Raw genomic sequence first — 21,889 nt, 5'->3', positions numbered from 1 at the left:
ATGACAGCGAAAGCTACGCCAGTCAGCGAGCCATCTTGATGGACATCAAATTCTCCCGCCGCCGCTTCCTCGCCACCAGCGCCGGTGCGCTCGGCACGATGGCAATGCCGTATCTCTCGCGCGCGGCCGATCGGCCGGCGGTCACTCATGGCGTGCAGTCTGGCGACGTCACGGTCGATGGCGGCGTGGTGTGGGCGCGTACCGACCGGCCGGCACAGATGCTGGTCGAGGTGGCGACGACTGATACGTTCAGGGATGCCCGTGCGCTGCCGCCGATCGCCGCGCTGCCCGAGAGCGACTTCACGGCAAAAATGCTGCTGGAGAATTTGCCGGGCGGCCAGGACATTTTTTACCGCGTCCGCTTCCGCGATCTCTCGCACAGCGCGGTCGAGGGCGAGCCGGTCGTCGGCCGCTTCCGCACCGCGCCGGCCGACCGCCGCGACGTCAGCTTCGTCTGGGGCGGCGACGTCGCCGGCCAGGGCTGGGGCATCAATCCCGATGACGGCGGCATGTTCACCTTTTCGGCGATGCGCAAGCACCGGCCGGATTTCTTCCTGCATTCCGGTGACACGATCTATGCCGACGGTCCCATCCAATCCGAGGTGAAGCTCGCCGATGGCAAGGTCTGGAAGAACGTCACGATCCCGGAGAAGGCCAAGGTCGCGGAGACGCTGGACGAGTACCGCGCCGCGCACAAATACAATCTCACCGACGCGAACCTTCGAGCCTTCAATGCCGAAGTACCGATCTTCGTGCAGTGGGACGACCACGAGGTGACCAACAACTGGTCGCTGTCGAAGGAGCTGCCGGCCGCCTACAAGGTGCGCGACATCTCGCTGCTCGCGGCCCGCGCGGGGCGCGCCTTCCACGAGATGTACCCGATGCGGGAAAGCATCGTGGAGCCCGGCCGGGTCTATCGCCAGATCGCCTACGGCCCGCATCTCGACGTGTTCGTGCTCGACGAGCGCAGCTATCGCGGCCCGAACGGGCCCAATCTCGAGACCGCTTACGGCCCCGCCAGCTCCTTCCTCGGTCCGGACCAGATCGCCTGGCTCAAGCGCGGCCTCCTCAATTCGCGCGCGACATGGAAGGTGATCGCGTCAGACATGCCGATCAGCCTGATTGTCTCGGACACGCCGAAGGGTGGCTCGGAAGCCATTGCACAGGGCGACGGTCCGGTGCGTGGTCGCGAGTTCGAGATCGCCGACATCCTCCGCTTCATCAAGATGGCGCCGGTCACCAACACGGTGTGGCTGACCGCGGATGTGCATTACGCCGCCGCGCATTATTACGATCCGAACAAGGCGCAGTTCCAGGAGTTCGAGCCGTTCTGGGAATTCGTGTCGGGTCCACTGCACGCCGGTACGTTCGGTCCGAACGCGCTCGACAACACCTTTGGCCCCGAGGTTCGCTTCGTCAAGGCACCAGGCAAGGACAGCCAGAACCTGCCGCCGTCAGCTGGCATGCAGTTCTTCGGTCACGTCAAGATCGACGGCGCCTCGGGTCAAATGACGGTGACCCTGCGCGACCGCGCTGATGTGGCGCTGTGGTCGACCACGCTCGATCCGAAGCAAGGCTAATTGCTAATTGGCGGCGCGTAGCTTGAGCGCCGCTTCCAGCGCATCGCTCGAACACGGTTTCTGCAACCGCGGTCGGCCCGCCAGTTCGGGCGGAATGCGCGCCTCGGCGCCATAGCCGGTGACGAAAACGAACGGAACCTCCAGCGCGGTCAGCCGCTCGGCGACCGCAAAGCTGGTCTCGCGGATCAGCTCGACATCGAGCAGCGCGAAGTCGGGCGTACGCTTCGTAATGGCGTCCAGCGCCTGCGTCACCGAACCGACGGTCCGCACGCCGGTCACACCAAATCCGAGCAGACGGTCCTCGAAATCGATTGCGATGATCGGATCGTCCTCGACGATCAGAACATCGGCCGGCCAGCCTGAGCCGTTGGAAAGTGCGGGTGCCATGATCGCATCTTGCGTTGGGGTTTTAGGATCAGGACTGCCGCGACACGATGCCTGCGCGCAGCGCATCGGAGGGTTCCCGGAACGAAACTCACCACATCATCGTTGTTCAGTCTGTCCACTTGTGCACACAGGGGTGGCGCGGAACTCGCTAAGGTGGGAGGAAGGACGGGAGTTTCACGATGGATGCGCGTATCGGCAAGGTCACCGAGGTCGAGAGCCGGCCGGCCAACAATCTGCTGCGGCGTTTGAGCCAGGCCGACTACGCCCTCCTTGCGCCGCACGTGACTTTCGAAGACTCCGCAGCGGGCCAATTGCTCTATAATCCCGGCGATGACGTGCAGGTCGTCCACTTCCCCTGCGGGCCGTCGCTCGCGACCTTCCTCGTCCCCAACGAGGACGGCCGCGACGTCGAAACCATTCTGGTCGGCCGCGAAGGCGCGGTGGGCGGCATCGTCAGCGAGGGATTTCTGCCGGCCTATACCCGGATCTGCGTGAAGTTCGGCGGGCCGTTTGCGCGCATTCACGTTGCCAAGCTGGAAGCGGCCAAGCTGCGCTCGGCGTCGCTGCGCAACATCTTTGCCCGCTATGCCGATTGCATGCTGGCCCAGATCTTCCAGTCGACCGCCTGCAACGCGATCCATTCGATAGAGCAGCGGACCGCCAAATGGATCCTGGCGGCGATGGAGCGGACCGGCGACGAGACCAGTGTGCCGCTGACCCACGAACAACTCGCGACGCTGCTCGGGGTCGGGCGCAGCTATGCCAGCCGCGTGCTTCAGTCGTTCAAGGCGGAGCGAATTCTCGACACGAGGCGCGGTTCGATCCTGGTTCGCAGCCGCGATGGCCTGAAGCTTCGCGCCTGCCTGTGCAACGATGCCGTGAAGATGCACTTCGAGGAGGTCCTGCGCGGCGTCTATCCAACCGAGGAGCGGGAGGCGGGGTAGCGGCCTGAGGGCACAGCAATGCGCGGCACGCTTTTCTGAACGTGATCGTGCTATGCTCCCTCCCGCATGGGCGGGGCTTTCCTTCACACTCTGTTCGATATCGCAGCGTGGCTGGCGGCCGCGGTGGCCGTCTACTGGCTGGCGCGACGGGGCTTGCAGTTTCCGGCGCAATCCTTCGAGCTGCCCTATATCGCCGCGCTGGTGTTCGGCGCCGGAATTGGCGCCTATCTGTTCGGGTCGGCCAATCTGTGGCTGTCCGGACAGAGCGGCATCGCGCGCTCGGTCGAGGGCGCGCTGGCCGGCGGCATCGTCGCGATCGAGCTCTACAAATGGTCCGCAGGGATCGCGGTGCGAACCGGCGCCCGGTTTGCGCTGCCGCTGGCGCTCGGCATCGCGATCGGCCGCCTCGGATGCTACTTCGCGGGCCTCGACGACTTCACCTACGGCACGCCGACGGCGCTGCCTTTCGGCCATGATTTCGGCGACGGCGTCCTTCGCCATCCCGTCCAGCTCTACGAGAGCGCAGCCATGGCCGTATTCGCGATTGTCTATGTGCTGGCGGTCTTGAACCGAAACGCCTTCACCATCACCAATGGTTTCTACCTGGTTCTCGCCTATTATGGAGCGCAGCGCTTCCTATGGGAATTCCTCAAGCCCTACGGCACGCTGATCGGTCCTTTCACGCTGTTTCACCTGCTGTCGCTGTCCATCCTGCTCTACGCCGCATTCATGCTGGCGACGGCGGCCAAAGCGAGATCCCTGCATGAACGCGCCGTTGCGTAAGTCGCGTCCCTACATCTTCTGGGGCCAGACCCAATCCCTTTGCGAGACCTGCCTGAAGCTGGCGCCGACCAAGATCCAGATTTTTGGCAACGAGGTCTGGTACGAAAAGCGTTGCAAGGAGCACGGCGTTCAGTCGACGCTGGTGTCGACGGACGCGGCCTATTGGCGGCTGTGCAAGGATTTCATCAAGCCGGGCGACCGGCCGCTGCAAGTCCAGCACCGCACGGAATTCGGCTGCCCCTATGATTGCGGCCTCTGTCCCGACCACGAGCAGCATTCCTGCCTGGCGCTGATCGAGATCACCGAGCACTGCAACCTCACCTGCCCTGTCTGCTTTGCCGAATCCGCGCCGGCACGAACGAGATTCACGCCCCTCGCGACGGTGGAGAGGATGCTCGACGCGCTGGTGGCGAGCGAAGGCGAGCCTGATCTGGTGCAGATTTCCGGCGGCGAGCCGACATTGCATCCGGATTTCTTCGAGATCCTGGACGCGGTGCGCGCCCGCCCGATCCGCCACGTCATGATCAACACCAACGGCCTGCGCATCGCCCGCGAGAAGGACTTTGTGGCGCGGCTCGCCGAGAACAGGCGCGGGCTGGAGGTCTATCTCCAGTTCGATTCGCTTCAGCGCGATGCGCTGATCGATCTGCGCGGCGCGGATCTGCGAAAAATCCGCCAGCAGGCGCTGGAAAATCTCGAGCATTATGGCGTGTCGACCACGCTGGTCGCGACCATCAAGCGCGGCGTCAACGACGCCGAGATCGGCGACATCGTCCGCCATGCCCTGACCTGGAAATGCGTGCGCGGCGTCACGCTGCAGCCGGTGCAGGACGCCGGGCGCAACGAGAATTTCGACAAGACCACAGACCGCATCATGCTGTCGGATATCCGCAAGCGCGTCATCGAGACCGGCGTGTTCGGCGACAAGGACATGATCCCGCTGCCCTGCAATCCCGAGAGCATCTCGATCGGCTACGGCCTGCGCAACGGCGAGAAGGTATTGCCGCTGACCTCGCTGATCCCGCAGGAGCAGCTCGTTGCAGTGATGCCCAACACCATCAGCCCGGAAAAATATCCGATGCTGCGGGAGAAATTCCAGGAGAAGTTCTTGGACCTGTTCTCGCTGTCGTCGGGGCCGCTGAACACGAGCGAGCGCGTCTGCGAACTCTTGTGCTGCCTGCCGAGCTTCGAGGTGCCGCAGGGGCTCACTTACGAGAATGTTTTCCGCGTCACCATCGTGCAATTCCTCGATCGCTTCAATTTCTGCGTCGGCAACGTCAAGCGCAGCTGCATCCATTTCGTGACGGAGCAGGGCGCGATCATTCCGTTCGACACCTACAATTTGTTCTACCGGAACGGAAAGATCGACGGCATCCGCGCCGGGTTGGCCGCTCAGGCGACCGAAGGGGTCTTGGAGGCATGAGCATCAGCGAAACACCGCCGCCCGCGCCTCCCGTTCCGCCGCCGGCGCAAAAGCGCAGCGGCTGCCTGACCGCGCTCATGGCGATGTTCGGGATCATGCTGCTGCTGCCGGGTGCCTGTGCGCTGCTCTTCGGCGGGATCTCGGTGTTCGAGGATGGCAAGATCGCCTCCGACATTGCGCCGCTGGTCTTCCTTGGGCTGGTCGTCGGGATCGGGGGCGTTGCCCTGATCTGGGCCGCCATCAAGGGCCGAAAGGCCCCGGCTCACCCAGGAACCCGGTCTTAAGCTCCGGGAATTCCCGGACAAAATTCAGTCAACCAACGGCCAAAGAACACATTGTTTTTTGGCCGTTTTTGCATATATTGCGCCGCAACGCGCAGGGTGCCCGGTCGATATGGCCGGGCTTCCCTTTTGGGCGGCGAGCGCCCGTTTCCAGTCTTCCAGCGTTGTTTCGAGAAGAGGTCCCGGTCCGACCGGCGAGATCGCGCTTAACCCATTGTTCGAACGCAAAGAAGCTCTCCCATGAACCTCCGTAACGTCGCCATCATCGCCCACGTCGACCACGGCAAGACGACCCTGGTCGACAAGCTCCTCCAGCAGTCCGGCACGTTCCGCGAGAACCAGAAGGTGACCGATCGTGCCATGGACTCCAACGACCTGGAGCGTGAGCGCGGCATCACCATTCTGGCCAAGGCAGCCTCGGTGCAGTGGAAGGACACCCGCATCAACATCGTCGACACCCCCGGCCACGCCGATTTCGGCGGCGAGGTCGAGCGCATCCTGAACATGGTGGACGGCGCGCTGGTCCTGGTCGACGCCGCGGAAGGCCCGCTACCGCAGACCAAGTTCGTCGTGTCCAAGGCGCTCAAGGTCGGCCTGAAGCCGATCGTCGTCATCAACAAGGTCGACCGCCCCGACGCGCGCCCGACCGAAGTCATCAACGAGGTGTTCGACCTGTTCGCTGCGCTCGACGCCAGCGAGGAGCAGCTCGACTTCCCGATCCTCTACGGATCGGCCAAGCAGGGCTGGATGGCCGACAGCCCGGAGGGTCCGAAGGACAAGGGCATGGAGCCGCTGTTCGACCTGATCCTGCGCCACGTCGCGCCGCCGAAGGTCGAAGAGGGCCCGTTCCGGATGATCGGCACCATCCTCGAAGCCAACCCCTACCTGGGACGCATCATCACCGGCCGCATCTCGTCCGGCGTGCTCAAGCCGAACCAGCAGGTCAAGGTGCTCAATGCCGAGGGCAAGCTGGTCGAGTCCGGACGCATCACCAAGATCCTGGCGTTCCGCGGCCTCGAGCGCACCCCGCTCGATGAAGCCGAAGCCGGCGACATCGTCGCCATCGCCGGCCTGACCAAGGGCACCGTCGCCGACACCTTCTGCGATCCGACCGTCGAGGTGCCGCTGCCGGCGCAGCCGATCGATCCGCCGACCGTGTCGATGTCCTTCATCGTCAACAACTCGCCGCTCGCCGGCACCGAAGGCGACAAGGTGACGAGCCGCATGATCCGCGACCGTCTGTTGCGCGAAGCCGAGGGCAACGTCGCGCTGCGTGTGGTCGAAGCCGCCGACAAGGACGCGATGGAAGTCTCGGGCCGCGGCGAATTGCAGCTCGCGATCCTGATCGAGACCATGCGCCGCGAGGGCTTCGAGCTCTCGGTGTCGCGCCCGCGCGTCGTGTTCCAGAAGGACGAGGCCACCGGCGCCACCATGGAGCCGGTCGAGGAGGTCGTGATCGACGTCGACGAGGAGCATTCCGGCGTCGTCGTGCAGAAGATGAGCGAGCGCAAGGCCGAGCTGATCGAGATGAAGCCGTCCGGCGGCAACCGCCTGCGTCTGGTGTTCTACGCGCCGACCCGCGGCCTGATTGGCTACCAGGGCGAATTGCTCACCGATACCCGCGGCACCGCGATCATGAACCGCCTGTTCCACGGTTACGCCCCGTACAAGGGCGAGATCCAGGGCCGCCGCAACGGCGTCCTGATCTCGAACGACCAGGGCGAGGCGGTGGCTTACGCCATGTTCAAGCTGGAAGACCGCGGCCCGATGATGATCGAGCCGGGCTGGAAGGTCTACAAAGGCATGATCGTAGGCGAGCACACCCGCGACAACGATCTCGAGATCAACGTGCTCAAGGGCAAGCAGCTCACCAACATCCGCACGACCTCGAAGGACGAAGCGGTGCGCCTGACCCCGCCGATCCGCATGACGCTGGAAAAGGCGCTCGCCTATATCGAGGACGACGAACTCGTCGAGGTGACCCCGAAGTCGATCCGCCTGCGCAAGAAGCACCTCGACCCCAACGAGCGCAAGCGCGCGGAAAAGGCCAAGGAAGCGGTGGCGTAACCGGGCGAATGGGGATTGGCGAGTAGCGAATAGGGGGAAACCCCGCGCAGCATCTCTGCTATAACGCTACTCACCATTCGCTACTCGCCATTCGCCATGTCCTTTCCCTCCTCCGTCAACGTCGCGATCATCGGCGCCGGTGCCGCCGGCCTTGGCGCGGCGCATGCGCTGCGAGGCTCCGGCCTCTCCGTGATCGTGCTGGAGGCCCGTGACCGGCTCGGCGGCCGGGCCTGGACCGTGCAGGCCTCGCCCGAGGTGACGTTCGACGTCGGCTGCGGCTGGCTGCATTCGGCGGACAAGAACTCCTTCGTGCCGATCGCGCGACAACTCGATTTCGAGGTCAACAAGGACCTGCCGCCCTGGCGCGAGCGCGCCTTCGGCAACGCTTTTCCGCAGGCCGAGCGCGACGACTTCATGCGCGCGATGGACGCGTTCTATGAGCGCCTGTGGGAAGCCGCGCAAAAGGGCAAGGACGAACCCGCGAGCCTGAGCCTCGAGGCCGGCAATCGCTGGAATCCCATGATCGACGCGATCTCGACCTACATCAACGGCTGCGAACTCAAGGACATGTCCACGCTGGACTGGGACGCCTATGAGGACACCGGCCTCAATTGGCGCGTCCGCCGTGGCTATGGCGCGCTGGTTGCAGCGTATGGTGCACCCTGCCCGGTGGCCCTGAACTGCAACGTGACGCTGATCGACCATTCCGACAAGCGCATCCGCATCGAGACGTCGCGTGGCACGCTGACCGCGGCCAAGGCGATCGTCACCGTGCCGACCAATCTGATCGCCCTCGAGGCGATTCGCTTCTCGCCGCCGCTCCCCGCCAAGGTCGATGCCTCAGCCGGTCTGCCGCTGGGCGTCGACGACAAGGTAACGCTGGCGCTCGACGACGCCGAAGCCTTTCCGAAGGAAGCCAATCTGCGTGGCGCCACCATGCGCACGGACATGGGCACCTATCACATCCGCCCGTTCGGCCAGCCCTGCATCGAGGGCTTCTTCGGCGGCAGCTTTGCGCGCGAGCTGGAAGATGCCGGCGACGGCGCCATCGCCGCGCAGAGCATCGACGAGATCGCGGGCTTCCTCGGCAACGAGATCAGGCGCAAGCTGAGGCCGCTCTGCGAATCCCGCTGGGCGCGCGATCCGTTCGCGAGAGGCTCCTATTCGCATGCGCTGCCGGGGCACGCCGGGGATCGCGCGGTGCTGGCCGCACCGGTCGATGCCCGGCTGTTCTTCGCGGGCGAAGCGACGTCGCCGACTTTCTTCACGACGGCGCATGGCGCGCGGGACAGCGGCGAGCGGGCGGCGAAGGAGGTGCTGGCGGTTTTGGGCAAGCCGTAACCGCACACGCCGTCATTGCGAGCTCGCAATGACGCGCTACTCGATCACCCGCGCCCGCAGATCGGCATCAGGCACGAAGCAGGCATCGTACTTGCCGAAGATGCGATAGCGGTTGCGCGCGACGAGGCTGTAGATCGGGTCCCGCACCGGTTTTGGCACGGCAAACAATACGCGCACCCAGCTCCATCCCGGCAGCTGCGATAGCACCGTCAGCGCGGCATCTGACTTCATAAAGATCTCGCCGCCGTGGACGACCGCGTTCGTGTCGGGATCATCCGGATCGATGCCGAACGTGCGCGCAAGCCGAGCCCCATAATCCGACTGGATCGGCGTGAACCGGAACCGTTTCGCCGTGTCGCGCCTGGCGACGAAGCGGACCCAGCGCGAGCAGAAGATGCAGACGCCGTCGAACAGGATCACGTCATCGTCGGGCCACTTGCTCATCAGCGATTGTCCAGCATGAGCAGCGCGACGAGCATCAGCACGATTGCCGGTCCCGTCTTCACCAGCGCGCCGAGCGGCTCGATCCAGAGGTCGGGAGTGAGGATCGCCGCGCCAACCATGTAGCCGAGCGAGGCGACGATGCCCGCGACCAGCCCGATCGCCGCGGTCCGGCGGAAGGCAATCAATATGCCGATGCCCATATCCATCAGGCTGGTGCCGATGGTGATGGGATCGACGAGCGCGGGCGGGAAGTCATGCGCGCTCAAAATGCCGGCGGCGGCGCGGTAGGACACGAACAGGGCGATGAAGCCGGAGACGAGCCAGAATGCGACCAGGCTCGCGAAGATCAGCGCCTTGACCAGGAACAGCCGCGCGAACCATTTGTCCTGGATGGTGGCGGGATGGCGCCCGAGCGCATCAGCCAGCCGCTTCGGCGCGATGCCCGTGGCGGCGATCCAGACCGTGGGATCACCTCGCACGCCGCGGCGCAGCTCTGCGATGGCCGTGGAACGCATCGGCGGCATCCAGCCGAGATGATTGGCGAGATCGCCGATCTTTGCGCCGAGATCGAGCATGAAGCGCGGCATCGCGACACGCGGCCAGCCGGCCGTGCCGAACGCGACGCGAAACGGCTCGATGACTCCAGCCATCGTGACGGGCTCCGCCTGCATCAGGTCCCAGCTCACCGCCTTCACGGCGGCATCGTCGGCGTCGCGTGCGGCGAGCCAGGCGATGGTCGCCGAAATGTCCTCGATCGCGACGGGTTGGAATGGCGTGGCCATTTCCTTTGCCGGCAAATCGACCGGGAAGGCGGCAAGCGCGCGGAGCATGGCGCTGCCGCCATAGGCTGCCGGTGCAACCACGAAGCCAGGCCGCAGGAGGGCATGGGGAATGCCGGAGGCCGCGATCAGGCGCTCGGCCTCGCGCTTGGTCGTGGCGAAGGCGGTGCGATCCGTCTCGGCGGTGCCGGGAATCGAGATATGCACCAGCCGGATCGCGCGGCCGCTGCCGCCGATCGCCTGAAGCAGGCGCGCGACGAAATCGCGATGCACCGCGCTCGTGCTGCTGCCGGGACCATCCTGGAGCACGCCGAGGCAGTTCACCACGACATCGACGGCATGCTCGCTGAGGAGACGCATCAGCGCGGCCGTATCGAGCGAGAGGATCGGCAGCTCGATGTCCAGCGCGCTCATTCTCTGCGCCGACGACAGGCTGCGCGCCACGCCGACAACACTAAATCCCCGCTCGCGCAGATCGTCGGTGACGAAGCGGCCGATCAGGCCGGAGGCGCCGAGCACCAAAATGGTTCGCTCACTCATCGCTTCTCTCAGAACGGTTTTGCGATCATCAGCCAGAGGATCAGCATGGTCGCCCCGAAGCCGGGAAAGCCGAATGCGAACCAGCGGCGGAACAGGGCGTGGTAGCGCTGTGGCAGCGCACTGCGCTGAGCGGCGGCCTTGCGCGCGAGGTCGCGCATCTCGATCTGCATGAAAACGACGGGGATCCAGAACAGGCCGGCGATAGCGTAGAGCGCCAGCGAAGCGAGCAGCCAGCGTTCCGTAATCGACGTGGCAGACAACATCATCAACAGGCCGCCGCTGACGGGCTGGAGGATCACCGCCGACAGAGTGAAGATCGCATCCGCAATCACCACCACGGAAGCGGTACGCGCGATGAATTCCACGTCGTGCGTACGATGCGCCATCAGCATGAAGAAGGCGATGCCGGTTCCTGTGCCGAGGATGACGATGGCGCCGAGCACATGGAGGAACTTGACCAGGAAATACAGCGTCATGGCTTCTTGGTCGCCACTGGCTTGGGCGGGTTCAGTGCGCGTTCGAGCTCGGCGCTTGCGGCTTTGACGCCGGCTTCGGTCTCGATCATCCAGTGGCCCTCGCTGCCGACGGCCGGCAGGAGGCGCAGGTCGGCGTTGCCGCCACTTCCGCGAAATGCATCGGCGAGCTTCTGCGAAAATGCGGGCGCGAAATAGCTGTCATTGCCTGCAACGAGCCATGTAACGGGAATGCGCGCCATCTTGCCGAACTCCGCCGCCGCGGCAAGCAGCGTATGCGGCGCACAGATGCGGTTCGGCTCATCATTGGCATGGCCGCCGCGCCCCGGCGCAAACACTGTGATCGCGGAGATCACCTTCGGATCGGCATTGGCGAGCGCCAGCGCACCCCACCCACCGGCGGAATGGCCGATCACGATCGCGGCATCCTTGCGGATGAAATCCTGCTTTCGCAAGAAGCCCAGCGCGAGCGAAATCGCGTCGGCCGTTGCGCGGCCCGAGCGCACATAGTCGGCCTCGTCACATCCGCCCTGATCCTCGACATAGCGGCCGCCCGTCGCACCATGGCCGAGCCGCTCCGGCACCAGCACGGCAAATCCACGCGCGACGAGATAGGCGGCGAGCGGACGGTATTCCGGCTGCGGCATTTGCGCACGACGCAGCGCGTTCTGCGTCGAGGCGTGCGCGATCACCGCGAGTCGGAACGGACCCGGGCCCGGGGGACGAAACAGGAGAGCACGCGCGGCAAGGTCGGTATCCGGCGCGGGCACCCGCCACGCTTGCCGGCGAAACGGTTCGCTCTCCCCTCCCGAGGGGCCAAACGTGACCTCGGCGCAGAGAGGGGACGCAGTTAGCAAAGCCAGCAGAGGCACGAGCGCGATGGTATTGAGGAGCCGCATGAATTGGCCGAAGGCGAACGCGAACAGCGACAGCCAGATTAGTAGGAACGAATCAATTTCGGCCGACTTTCTGCGTTGCCATTGCCGTCCCCTCGCCGCCGAGACGTAGTTTTGCACCGGCGCGCGGCACGCGGTTGCGGTTCGAGGCAGCGGCTTGTCCTCTTTCGGCACAACATAGTCGAAATACTGATGCAGAAAGTCCACAGGTTAACCGATAATTAACGATAGGTCTTGCCGCCGGCGCGGTGACTTGGTTTGATCGTGTCCATGAGCACAACCCTGATCGAGGTCCGGCCGGCCAAAGCTGCAGATGCAACTGCGGTGGCGTCCACTCATGACGAAGCCTGGCGCTCGGCCTATCAGGGCATCATTCCCGGCGCCGAGCTGGAAAAGCTGATCAACCGCCGCGGTCCGCAGTGGTGGGACAGCGCGATCCGCAAGGGCAGCCGCGTCAGCGTGCTCGTGTTCGGTGACAAGATCGCGGGCTATGCCAATTACGGCCGCAACCGCGCCCGCAGCCTGCATTTCGACGGCGAGATCTACGAGCTTTACCTGCGACCGGAATTCCAGGGTCTCGGCTTCGGCCGCCGCCTGTTCGCTGCCGCCCGCCGCGACCTCATGCAGAGCGGGCTGAAGAGCATGGTGGTGTGGGCGCTCTCGGACAATGATCCGGCCACGGAGTTCTACCGTGCCCTGGGCGGCCGCATGGTGGCGCGCTCTTCCGAGCGATTCGGGCCCAAGTCGCTCGACAAGGTTGCCTTCGCTTGGACCAATTGAGCTGCTGAAATCGTACCCGGCAGCGTTTTCCGTCCGTCGATACCGTCGCCTTTCGAGCCGGTGATCGCAGGATTCATTATTTCACAAAAACGCGATGGATCAGCGGGCCAAGCCCGCGTATGACAGCGCCAAAATCGCTGCCGGGCGCGATTTCACCTCGGCAACAACGGAGCCTTGAATGCGTATCGATGCGGTCTCGATCGGGAAAAACGTACCACACGACGTCAATGTCATCATCGAGGTCCCCGTGGGCGGCGAACCGATCAAGTACGAGATGGACAAGGAGGCCGGCACGCTGGTGGTCGACCGCTTCCTCTACACGCCGATGCGTTACCCCGGTAACTACGGCTTCATCCCGCACACGCTGTCGGATGACGGCGATCCCTGCGACGTCCTGATCATCAACACCCGCGCCATCATTCCCGGCGCCGTCATGAGCGTGCGTCCGGTCGGCGTGCTGTTCATGGAAGACGAAGCCGGCGGCGACGAGAAGATCCTGGCGGTGCCGTCGTCCAAGCTCACGCAGCGCTATGACAAGGTGAAGAGCTATTCCGACCTGCCGGACATCACGCTGCAGCAGATCCAGCACTTCTTCGAGCACTACAAGGATCTCGAGAAGGGCAAATGGGTGAAGATCCTGCGCTGGGGCGGCGCAGAGGAAGCGCACAAGCTGATCCTCGAAGGCATCGAGCGCGAGAAGAAAAAGAAGGGCTAGGCTTCTGTGCCCCGGACGCGGCGCAGCGTGAAACGATGCGCTGCTGAGCCGAGGCCCAGTACAGTGGCGCCATGGGTCCCGGCTCAGCGTCGCGTCATTTCATGCCGCGCCGCGTCCGGGACACGAGAGTTTACTTACACCGCCGGTTTCGGCAGCCCTGCGATCGCACAGGCTGCGCGCAGCGTGTTCACCAGCAGGCACGCCACCGTCATCTGGCCGACGCCGCCCGGCACCGGCGTGATCGCGCCGGCAACGCCAAGCGCTTCCTGATAGGCGACGTCGCCGACGAGACGGGTCTTGCCGTCGTCCTTCGGGATGCGGTTGATGCCGACGTCGATCACGGTCGCGCCCGGCTTCAGCCAATCCCCGCGCACCATCTCGGGCCGGCCGACCGCGGCATAGACGAGGTCGGCGCGCCTTACGAGACCCGGCAGATCGCGCGAGCGCGAATGCGCGATCGTGACGGTGGCGTTTTCATTCAACAGCAGCTGCACCAGCGGGCGGCCGACCAGGTTGGAGCGGCCAATGACGATGGCGTTCATGCCCTCGAGCGAAGCATGCACGCTCTTCGTCAGGATGATGCAGCCGAGCGGCGTGCAGGGCGACAGCGCCTCGAAGCCGCCGGCAAGCCGACCGGCATTGTTCGGATGCAAGCCATCGACATCCTTGGCAGGATCGATGGCGTTGATGACGGCTTCGGTATTCAGCCCCTTCGGCAGCGGCAATTGCACGAGAATGCCGTGCACGGCCGGATCGCGATTGAGCTTTGCGACCAGCGCCAGCAGGTCTGCCTGCGAGACGTCGGCCGGCAGCTTGTGCTCGAACGACGCCATCCCCGCAGCCTGGGTCTGGGTGTGTTTTGAGCGGACATAGACCTCGCTGGCGGGATCGTTTCCGACCAGGACCACCGCAAGGCCGGGGATCAGGTTGTGCTCGCGCCCGACCCTGGCGACCTCCTCAGCGACCCGGGCGCGCAGCTCCGCGGCAATGACTTTTCCATCGATGATCCTGGCCGTCATGTCAGTTCCCTCAGTCTTTCGATTTGGCCGACACAAGCTGGCGAAGGGCCTCTCCGAGCCGCGCCGGATCGCCGTCGACCGCGATCTGCTTCAACCGTGAGGTAGCTCCGGATAGCAGTCTTACGCTGGCCTTGGTCACGCCGAGCGATTTCGCGAGGAGCACCAGGACGGCCTTGTTGGCCTCGCCGCCATCGGCAATGGCGCGCACCCGCACCTTGAGCACCGTACGCCCGTCCGAGAGTTGCTCGATCCCGTCGATGTCGTCGCGGCCGCCGCGCGGCGTTACCCTCAGAGCGATGCTGATTCCTGTGGCCGAGTAGCGCCAGGGATCTTTATGAGCTTCCTTGGCAACCAAAGGCGCTCCAGCGGTCTCAGATCACGTTCGGGTAGATGTAGTACAGGATCACCCGCTCAATGAACATGATGATCAGGATCAGGATGATCGGCGAGATGTCGAGGCCGCCAAGACTGGGCAGGAGATTGCGAATCGGCGCCAGGACCGGCTCGGTGATCCGGTACAGGAACTCCGCCACCGCCGACACGAACTGGTTGCGGGTGTTCACCACGTTGAAGGCGATCAGCCAGGACAGGATCGCGGAAGCGATCAGCAGCCAGACGTAGAGGTCGAGCACGATGATGACGATGTCGAGAACGGCACGCATGGCTTTGAAAACTCTGGGTCGGTCGGGATTGACGGCTTTTGCTAGATATCGGTTCCCCCCGGCCCAAACAAGGGAAGTTCGGGCACCGGAATGGCTAAAACCGGGTTACGCCCGTCCTTGACTTGACCTTGGCGGGGACTTAAATGGCGCCCGGTTGTCGGCCGCATTCACCAGAGCGGCCAGCAAAGGGGCCATAGCTCAGCTGGGAGAGCGCGTCGTTCGCAATGACGAGGTCGGCGGTTCGATCCCGCCTGGCTCCACCACGCTTCGCCCTTCGGGCTACGCGTGGCGCTGCCGCGACGGAGCCCGAAGGGCGAAGCGTGGTGTCCGGCGAAGCCCGCAAGGCGAAGACGGGCTGTAGCTGATAGATCCCCTACCTCCCCGTAAACCTCGGCGGCCGCTTCTCCATGAAGCTCGCGACGCCTTCCCTGAAATCACTCCCGTTCAACGCCACCATCATCTCCCGGTTGGCCTCGATCGTCGCCTCGGCAAGCGTCTGGAACGGGACCTCGTAGAGCTGACGCTTGATGACGGCCATGGCGCTCGGCGAGACGAAATCGGCGAGGTCGCGCGCATAGGCGTAGGTCTCCTCGCGCAGCTTCTCCGGCGAGCAGAGCCGGTTGACCAGCCCGATCCGCAACGCCTCCTCGCTCGATACGCGCCGCGCCGAGAGCAACAGATCCAGCGCATTGGCGTGGCCGACGATCCGCGGCAGCATCCAGCTGATGCCATGCTCGGCGATCAGGCCGCGCCGCGCGAAGGCGGTCGTGAACACGGTGTTGTCGGCAGCAAAACGCAGGTCGCAATAGAGTGCGTGCACGAGTCCGATGCCGGCTGTGGCGCCATTGAGCATGGCGATCACAGGCTTCTTGATCGACGGATAATAGCCGTAGCGCGTCTGCCAATCCGGCCGGCGATTCATGTCGAAGGGCGGCAGGTTCGAGGCGCGTCTGACGTCGTCGGGATCCAATCCCTTGAGCGCATCCATGTCAGCGCCGGCGCAGAAGGCGCGGCCCGCGCCGGTGAGCACGATGACGCGAACATCGTCATCGGCGTTTGATGCTTCCATCGCGTGACGCACGTCGCGCTCCATGATCGGCGTCCACGCATTCATGCGGTCGGGACGGTTCAGCGTGATGGTCGCGATCCTGTCGCTCACCTCGTAGAGAATGTGTTCGTAGGCCACGGCGCTCTCCCTTGTCGGCCGGCACGCATTGGTGCGTGCTCGTTTGCGGAGAGCCTAGCATATCCAGGGAAGAGGCAAGGACTTGCGCGAAGGCGCGAAAAGACTTGCGCGAAGACGCGATCACTCGGCGGCTTGCGCCAGCACCGGCCGGCGTGCGAGCCAGCCGTCGATGAAGTGATCGAGCCAGGCGCGCTCCGCGACATCGTAGACGGCACGATCCGCGAAGTGATGATGCCGCTGCCGCGCACCGGGCGCGCTGAAGCCGTCATAGCCGCGCGTGGTCCAGCGATGCATCATCGCGTAGGTCACATCGGGGTGGAACTGCACGCCGAAAGCATTGCCGGTACGGAACGCCTGCACCGGAAAGTCATCGCCTTCGGCGAGCAATTCGGCGCCAACCGGCAACTCAAATCCCTCGCGATGCCAGTGATAGACCTGCGCCGGCCAGTGCGGGCAGAGCGCACGGCCCGCAGCGGTCGGCCTGATCGGGTAATACCCGATCTGCGTCAGCGCCTCCGCATGGGGGGCGACGCGCGCCCCGAGCTGCATCGCCAGCATCTGCGCACCCAGGCAGATGCCGAGGAACGGCCGCTGCTCGCGGAGCGGAATTTCGATCCAGTCGATCTCGCGGCGGATGTAGTCATCGGGATCGTTGGCACTCATCGGGCCGCCGAAGATCACGGCGCCGGCATGCCGATCGAGCGTCTCGGGCAACGGATCGCCGAAGCGCGGACGGCGGATATCGAGGCGATGACCGAGCGCGCGCAGCGCATTGCCGACCCGGCCCGGGGTCGAGCACTCCTGATGCAGGACGATCAAAACCGGCAACCGGCCTTCAGAGGCGGCGGCGCCCGGCGCCTTCCGTGGGAAGGCCACCACCTCTGCGCCACCAAACCTGTCCGTCCGGAACGACATGGCCTCTGCGAGTGCTATCGGTTCAGACCGCCAGCATAGCTAAGCGATGGTTAACATCGTGTGAGTTCGCGCACATACGCGCGATACTGAAGCAAACTCCGGGCCACTACGGGGCCTCTAGTGCCTGTGCCTTTGAAACCGGCTGGTCGCCGCAAGGATGAAGCCGCGCGGGAAGAAACGCAGCGCGAACGGCACAATCTTGATACCGAGACCAGGCAGCACTGCCCGCTTGTTGGCCATCAGGCCACGATATGCCTCCCGCGCAACTTTGGTCGCGGAGACGTTGAGAACGGCCGTATCATGTCCGGACCCAACGCCGGCGCGGGCCTGGAATTCGGTCGGCACCGGGCCCGGGCAAAGCACGGTGACGCGGACGCCGAGCGGTGCAAGCTCCGCCCGCAACGCTTCGGTGAAGGAGATCACATAGGCCTTGGACGCGTAGTACACGGCCATGCCGGGACCGGGCAGAAAGCCGGCGACGGAGCCGACATTGAGAAGGCCGCCCTTGTTCCTGATCAGCTGATCGGCAAAGCGCAGCGACAGATCCGTCAGGGCCCGGATGTTGACATCGACGATGCCGAGCTGCTCGACGCGATCGCGCTCGATGGCATCGCCGAACACGCCGAAGCCGGCATTGTTGACGAGATGGTCGAGCTCGACGCCTTCGGCTGCAAGGGCTGCCGCGATCGTCTCGCCGGCATCCGCTTTCTCGAGATCGCAGGCGATCACGATCGGCTTCTTGCCGCCCTTGGCAGCGAGCTCGTTCGCGAGCGTTTCGAGCCGATCCGCCCGTCTCGCGGTCAATGCGAGGCGGTGTCCATTGGCGGCAAACACACGCGCCAGCTCCATCCCGATGCCCGCCGAAGCACCAGTAATCAACGTCACCCGCTCAGCCACGATCGAAGTCTCTTGAATTCAACTATTTTAACCCCGCAACGGCGGAACGAGAGCATAGGCCGTGCGCAACAGGCAAGCGGCACCGGCAGCATGGCCGCTTGAGCAGAACGACCGGCAATGCAGAGAAGCCGTTGATTTGCAGGCGTATTCGGCGCAGGCGACGAACATATTAAACTTTCGTCATGTGCCCACGCGGGCCGCGATCCGCCGAGTAGTGCCGTCAACCGACGGCGCTATCCTTGAGCTGACCACCGGCACGCTCCGCGACCGCGTGCTTCAGCTCGATCCGGTCGCGCTGGGAAATCCCGAGCAGGTCGGAAGCACGCCAGACGACATTGTCTTCGAACTCGCTGACTTGGCCGTCGGCATAGACCAGCTCCCACATCATCCGGACGATGCGCTTGCGGCCCTCTTCGTCGAGCGAGCGCATGATGACGCTGGTGAAGTGATAAAGGTCCACCGCCTCGCCCTCGACCTGGGTGGCGTCCGCGATCAGACGATCCGCAGTGCCGCGATCGAGCCCGAAATGGCTTTCGATCAGGCTGTGCAGCTTGCGCTGCTCGGCCGCGCTCGGCTGGCCGTCCAACGAGACCACGTGGACCAGCAGTGCAGTGGCCGCCAGCCGATAATCGCTGTCGCCGAATGCGCGGTCCGAGGCTTGAGGACCGACAATGTCGGCGATGAATTGACGTAAGCCGTCGAGCATAAGGTCCTACCGAGATCGATGACAGCCGCAAGGAGCGCGGCTGTTACCAGCATTATATGAGAGGGAAACTCAACGGGCGCAATGTGCGTCAGTTCCGCGCGCTGCATTACGTTTCGGCAATCTCTTCATCGTCATTCTGGGGCGCGCAAAGCGCGAACCCGGAATCTCGAGATTCCGGGTTCGATGCTAACGCATCGCCCCGGAATGACGATCCGAACTCACGGGATCTCGTAGACCACCATCTTGTCGGCGATGCCGCGGAGCGCTGCCTGTTTCTGGATCGGCTTGATCGCGCGCCGCTCCAGCACCTCGGCGACCGCGGGAGCGTCCAGCACCGGACCGGTGATGTGGATCTCCTGCGCAGTCGACAGGCTCTGCACGCGCGCGGCGATATTGACGGTCTGACCGAAATAATCCTGCCGCTCGTTGAGCATGACCGCGAGGCACGGCCCTTCGTGGATACCGATCTTGAGAACGAGGTCGTTGGCGCCGCGCTGCTTGTTCAATTCGTCCATCGCCGCGCGCATGCGCAGTCCCGCGGTGATGGCGTGCTCGGGCCTGACGAAGGTCGCCATCACGGCATCGCCGATCGTCTTCACGACCGCCCCCTTCTCGGCGGCGATGATCTCCAGCAGCGCGCGAAAGTGCGCCCGCACGAGATCGAAGGCGTTGAGGTCGCCGACCCGCTCATACAGCGCTGTCGAGCCCTTCAGGTCGGTGAACAGGAACGTCAGGGACGTGATCTTCAGCCGCTGGTCGACATTGAGGTTGTCGGCCTTGAAGACGTCGCGGAACGTTTGGTTGGACAGCATCCGCTTGGCCGTCAGGATCGGCTTGCGCTTGCCGATCATCTCGTGCAACGCGTGGTCGGCAATCCAGACCGAAGGCAACACGCGATTGTCCGATTGGTTCTCGAGCATGAGACGCAACGGTCCGGGGCGCATCACGGTGGTCCCCGTCGGCGCCTCCAGCTTGTTGAACATGATCGACAGCTGCTGACGCTCGCTCGTCGGTTCGCCCTGAACGTCCAGGAAATGGGCGGAGTGGGTAACCGGCTCGAACACGATGATGAACTGGCTGGGCAAATTGAGCGAGAGGATCGCCTTCTCGCCGGCGGGCAATTCGAGGGCTTCGAGTGTCACCTCGTTGATCAGGCGGGAAAACGATTCATCGTTGATGTCGACGCCTGAGCTCCAGAACATCTGCCGCACATATTCCCAGATCGGCAACGTGTCGGGGTCATGAGCACCGATGCGGCGGACCCGCGGACTGACGGTGAAGGCCACCTCGACCATCTCGTCTACCGAGGCCTCGTATCCGGCGGCGCAGAGCGCGCAATTGTAGTCGTCGTGCTTCAACGACTTCAACGTGGCGTGCGCCCCCAGCACACCTCCGCAGCCGGGACACAGCACGTTCCAGCTCATGTCGAACAGGCCGAGCCGCGAAGCGTGCAGGAAGCCGGAAATGACCTTCTCCTGATCGAGCCCGGTACGGTTGGCAAAATCCAGCGCATTGATCCGGTTGAGATCGCGATCGTGACCGTTGGCGATCAGCTGCGCGATGGCCTCCACCACAACGGGATCGGCCGTCTGCTTTAGAACGGAAAACTGGGCCTGGATGTCGCTCATGGCGGGACTCTATCTAGGGTGGATCACGCCATCGGCCAGACGAGCGCCTGTCACCGACGCGTGATGCGGAACATGGGTGAGTGGTCCGGCTGGGTGGTGACGACGCCGAGCGGGATCACGGGATTCGCCGGGTCGGCAAGCTCGACACGGAATGCGCCGATCAGCCGGGCCAGGGCCAGCACGGATTCGGCCTGTGCAAACGGCGCGCCGATGCAAACGCGCGGACCTGCGCCGAACGGCAGGTAGGCAAAACGGTCAGGCGCCTCCTTCGACATGAAGCGCTTTGGAACGAACGCGTTCGGCTGATCCCACAGCTTCTCGTGCCGGTGCAGCAGCCAGGGCGCAATCATGATGATGTCGCCCTTGCCGATCCCGACACCGGCCGCGTTGTCCTTCTCGCGCGCGGCCCGCGCGACCAGGAAGGCCGGCGGATAGAGCCGCATGGTCTCGTCGATCACGGCGCGGGTGAATTTCTGGCGATCGATATCGGCCATGCTGTCGAGATGCTCGCCGCGGGTCTCGGACGCCACCTCCTCCTGCGTATCGGGATCGAGCGCGAGCAGATAGAGCGCCCAGAACAGCGCCGTCGCCGTGGTCTCGTGACCGGCCAGGATCATGGTCGCGACCTCGTCCACGAGTTGCTCGTCCGAGAAGCCCTTGCCGGTTTCGGGATCACGCGCCTCGTCCATGAGATCGAACAGGTCGCGCGGCGGCGCGCCCTCCTTCTTGCCGGCCGTACGCCGTTCCGCGATCAGCATCGCGACGAATTCGGTCCAGCGCCTGCGGAAGCGCGCGCGGGCGAAATCCATCGGGCTCGGCCAGGACACCGGCAGCACCATGTCGAGGAGATACGGACGCCCCAACCGCGCGGCATATTCCATGATGAAGTTGCGCAAGGTCGCGCCATACCGGTCCATGCCGAACGAAAACATGGTGCGCCCGGCGATCTCGAGCGTCATGCGCTGCATGATCTCGCGCAGATCGACCGGCTCGCCCGTTTGCGCATCGAGCTTCACGATGGTCTCGTCGAGCACCGCCGTCATGTGGGGGACGAGATTTGCGGTGGCGCGCGGCGTGAAGGCCGGCGCGAGCGTGCGGCGCTGAAATGTCCAGGAATGACCTTCCGCGATCAGAAGGCCGTCGCCGAGCACCGGGCGCAGCATGCGGATGCCGGCCGGCGTGCGCGTATAGTTCTCGTAGTTGCTGAGCAGAACGTGCCGGATCGCGTCCGGCTGGTTCAGGATGAAACTGTTGCGGAAAAAGAAGCGGCCCGGGATGACCTCTTCCTCATAGGCGCGCTGCCCCCAGGTCGCGATCATGTTCTGCCGGACCACCGCGAGACGGCCGAAGAACGACATGTCGTCGGGCGCACGCGGAGGAGCCGGAGGGACGATGGGCCGACGCACGCTGGCGAAATTCATGGCTCTCTCCCGCAGATGTGAC

General features: G+C 64.4%; 23 protein-coding genes and 1 tRNA gene. 10 read left to right on the top strand and 14 right to left on the bottom strand.

Annotated elements, in window-relative coordinates:
* Positions 1 to 38: 38 nt before the first annotated feature.
* A complete protein-coding gene (locus tag FJV43_RS17355) occupies positions 39 to 1,580 on the top strand; it encodes an alkaline phosphatase D family protein (protein ID WP_239628799.1) in 1,542 nt (513 codons plus the stop codon).
* A gap of 3 nt (positions 1,581 to 1,583) precedes the next feature.
* Here FJV43_RS17355 and FJV43_RS17350 read toward each other — a convergent pair whose 3' ends face one another.
* The gene (locus FJV43_RS17350) at positions 1,584 to 1,967 is read right to left on the bottom strand and encodes a response regulator (RefSeq protein WP_239628798.1); all 384 of its coding nucleotides are present in this window, start codon (positions 1,965 to 1,967) and stop codon (positions 1,584 to 1,586) included.
* A 179-nt stretch (positions 1,968 to 2,146) separates the two neighbouring features.
* Here FJV43_RS17350 and FJV43_RS17345 point away from each other — a divergent pair, with 179 nt between their 5' ends.
* The 6 genes from FJV43_RS17345 to FJV43_RS17320 all read left to right on the top strand — a co-directional run bounded on the left by FJV43_RS17345 (position 2,147) and on the right by FJV43_RS17320 (position 8,806).
* Positions 2,147 to 2,911 (top strand): helix-turn-helix domain-containing protein, encoded by a 765-nt coding sequence (locus FJV43_RS17345; RefSeq protein ID WP_239628797.1) that lies wholly within the window; start codon positions 2,147 to 2,149, stop codon positions 2,909 to 2,911.
* Between the two features lie 66 nt (positions 2,912 to 2,977).
* Positions 2,978 to 3,694 (top strand): prolipoprotein diacylglyceryl transferase family protein, encoded by a 717-nt coding sequence (locus FJV43_RS17340; protein WP_239628795.1) that lies wholly within the window; start codon positions 2,978 to 2,980, stop codon positions 3,692 to 3,694.
* The gene (locus FJV43_RS17335) at positions 3,675 to 5,117 is read left to right on the top strand and encodes a radical SAM protein (protein WP_239628793.1); all 1,443 of its coding nucleotides are present in this window, start codon (positions 3,675 to 3,677) and stop codon (positions 5,115 to 5,117) included. The genes FJV43_RS17340 and FJV43_RS17335 overlap by 20 nt, the downstream gene beginning before the upstream one ends.
* Positions 5,114 to 5,401: a hypothetical protein gene (locus FJV43_RS17330; RefSeq protein ID WP_239628792.1), complete on the top strand. Its 288-nt coding sequence runs from the start codon at positions 5,114 to 5,116 to the stop codon at positions 5,399 to 5,401. The genes FJV43_RS17335 and FJV43_RS17330 overlap by 4 nt, the downstream gene beginning before the upstream one ends.
* A gap of 237 nt (positions 5,402 to 5,638) precedes the next feature.
* Complete coding sequence (gene typA, locus FJV43_RS17325) at positions 5,639 to 7,465, top strand: translational GTPase TypA (RefSeq protein ID WP_239628790.1); 1,827 nt, start codon at positions 5,639 to 5,641, stop codon at positions 7,463 to 7,465.
* 96 nt (positions 7,466 to 7,561) lie between these two features.
* Entirely contained in the window at positions 7,562 to 8,806 is a 1,245-nt protein-coding gene (locus tag FJV43_RS17320) for an NAD(P)/FAD-dependent oxidoreductase (RefSeq protein WP_239628789.1), read from the top strand.
* A 36-nt stretch (positions 8,807 to 8,842) separates the two neighbouring features.
* Here the strand turns inward: FJV43_RS17320 and FJV43_RS17315 are convergent, their stop codons facing one another.
* The 4 genes from FJV43_RS17315 to FJV43_RS17300 are packed head-to-tail and all read right to left on the bottom strand — an operon-like array spanning position 8,843 to position 11,941.
* On the bottom strand, positions 8,843 to 9,250 hold the full coding sequence (locus FJV43_RS17315) for a thiol-disulfide oxidoreductase DCC family protein (RefSeq protein WP_239628787.1): 408 nt from the start codon (positions 9,248 to 9,250) through the stop codon (positions 8,843 to 8,845).
* Positions 9,250 to 10,569 (bottom strand): SDR family oxidoreductase, encoded by a 1,320-nt coding sequence (locus FJV43_RS17310; protein WP_239628785.1) that lies wholly within the window; start codon positions 10,567 to 10,569, stop codon positions 9,250 to 9,252. The genes FJV43_RS17315 and FJV43_RS17310 overlap by 1 nt, the downstream gene beginning before the upstream one ends.
* Before the next feature lie 8 nt (positions 10,570 to 10,577).
* Positions 10,578 to 11,045 (bottom strand): DUF2269 domain-containing protein, encoded by a 468-nt coding sequence (locus tag FJV43_RS17305; RefSeq protein ID WP_239628784.1) that lies wholly within the window; start codon positions 11,043 to 11,045, stop codon positions 10,578 to 10,580.
* Complete coding sequence (locus FJV43_RS17300; protein WP_239629451.1) at positions 11,042 to 11,941, bottom strand: alpha/beta fold hydrolase; 900 nt, start codon at positions 11,939 to 11,941, stop codon at positions 11,042 to 11,044. Before FJV43_RS17300 ends, FJV43_RS17305 begins: the two co-directional genes overlap by 4 nt.
* Before the next feature lie 267 nt (positions 11,942 to 12,208).
* Here FJV43_RS17300 and FJV43_RS17295 point away from each other — a divergent pair, with 267 nt between their 5' ends.
* Together FJV43_RS17295 and ppa are read left to right on the top strand one after the other, a co-directional pair.
* Complete coding sequence (locus FJV43_RS17295; protein WP_008136728.1) at positions 12,209 to 12,718, top strand: GNAT family N-acetyltransferase; 510 nt, start codon at positions 12,209 to 12,211, stop codon at positions 12,716 to 12,718.
* A gap of 178 nt (positions 12,719 to 12,896) precedes the next feature.
* Positions 12,897 to 13,433, top strand: coding sequence for an inorganic diphosphatase (gene ppa / locus FJV43_RS17290; RefSeq protein WP_124161935.1), 537 nt, complete (start codon positions 12,897 to 12,899; stop codon positions 13,431 to 13,433).
* Between the two features lie 134 nt (positions 13,434 to 13,567).
* On the opposite strand, the gene folD is transcribed toward ppa, so the two are convergent.
* From folD to FJV43_RS17275, 3 genes are read right to left on the bottom strand one after another with little or no spacing between them, the layout of a single operon-like run.
* On the bottom strand, positions 13,568 to 14,452 hold the full coding sequence (gene folD / locus FJV43_RS17285) for a bifunctional methylenetetrahydrofolate dehydrogenase/methenyltetrahydrofolate cyclohydrolase FolD (RefSeq protein ID WP_239628782.1): 885 nt from the start codon (positions 14,450 to 14,452) through the stop codon (positions 13,568 to 13,570).
* 10 nt (positions 14,453 to 14,462) lie between these two features.
* Complete coding sequence (locus FJV43_RS17280; RefSeq protein WP_239628780.1) at positions 14,463 to 14,807, bottom strand: DUF167 domain-containing protein; 345 nt, start codon at positions 14,805 to 14,807, stop codon at positions 14,463 to 14,465.
* A 16-nt stretch (positions 14,808 to 14,823) separates the two neighbouring features.
* The gene (locus FJV43_RS17275; RefSeq protein ID WP_135165759.1) at positions 14,824 to 15,114 is read right to left on the bottom strand and encodes a YggT family protein; all 291 of its coding nucleotides are present in this window, start codon (positions 15,112 to 15,114) and stop codon (positions 14,824 to 14,826) included.
* 187 nt (positions 15,115 to 15,301) lie between these two features.
* Here FJV43_RS17275 and FJV43_RS17270 point away from each other — a divergent pair.
* A tRNA-Ala gene (locus FJV43_RS17270) sits at positions 15,302 to 15,377 on the top strand.
* 110 nt (positions 15,378 to 15,487) lie between these two features.
* Here FJV43_RS17270 and FJV43_RS17265 read toward each other — a convergent pair.
* The 6 genes from FJV43_RS17265 to FJV43_RS17240 form a co-directional block, all read right to left on the bottom strand.
* Positions 15,488 to 16,300, bottom strand: coding sequence for an enoyl-CoA hydratase (locus FJV43_RS17265; RefSeq protein ID WP_239628779.1), 813 nt, complete (start codon positions 16,298 to 16,300; stop codon positions 15,488 to 15,490).
* A 120-nt stretch (positions 16,301 to 16,420) separates the two neighbouring features.
* Positions 16,421 to 17,215 carry a glutamine amidotransferase gene (locus FJV43_RS17260; RefSeq protein ID WP_239628777.1) on the bottom strand — a complete coding sequence of 265 codons (795 nt, stop codon included), beginning with the start codon at positions 17,213 to 17,215 and terminating at the stop codon, positions 16,421 to 16,423.
* 117 nt (positions 17,216 to 17,332) lie between these two features.
* Positions 17,333 to 18,112 carry an SDR family oxidoreductase gene (locus FJV43_RS17255; protein ID WP_239628775.1) on the bottom strand — a complete coding sequence of 260 codons (780 nt, stop codon included), beginning with the start codon at positions 18,110 to 18,112 and terminating at the stop codon, positions 17,333 to 17,335.
* Between the two features lie 220 nt (positions 18,113 to 18,332).
* A complete protein-coding gene (locus tag FJV43_RS17250; RefSeq protein ID WP_194390730.1) occupies positions 18,333 to 18,818 on the bottom strand; it encodes a TerB family tellurite resistance protein in 486 nt (161 codons plus the stop codon).
* A 218-nt stretch (positions 18,819 to 19,036) separates the two neighbouring features.
* Entirely contained in the window at positions 19,037 to 20,446 is a 1,410-nt protein-coding gene (locus FJV43_RS17245) for an adenylate/guanylate cyclase domain-containing protein (RefSeq protein ID WP_239628773.1), read from the bottom strand.
* Between the two features lie 50 nt (positions 20,447 to 20,496).
* Entirely contained in the window at positions 20,497 to 21,867 is a 1,371-nt protein-coding gene (locus tag FJV43_RS17240) for a cytochrome P450 (protein WP_239628772.1), read from the bottom strand.
* Between the last annotated feature and the right edge of the window lie 22 nt (positions 21,868 to 21,889).

The sequence above is a fragment of the Bradyrhizobium sp. I71 genome, assembly GCF_022354745.1.
In the GTDB taxonomy this organism is placed as follows: Bacteria; Pseudomonadota; Alphaproteobacteria; order Rhizobiales; family Xanthobacteraceae; genus Bradyrhizobium; species Bradyrhizobium liaoningense.
Note: the sequence above shows the minus strand (reverse complement) of the source record. Positions and strands in the feature narration are given on the sequence as shown.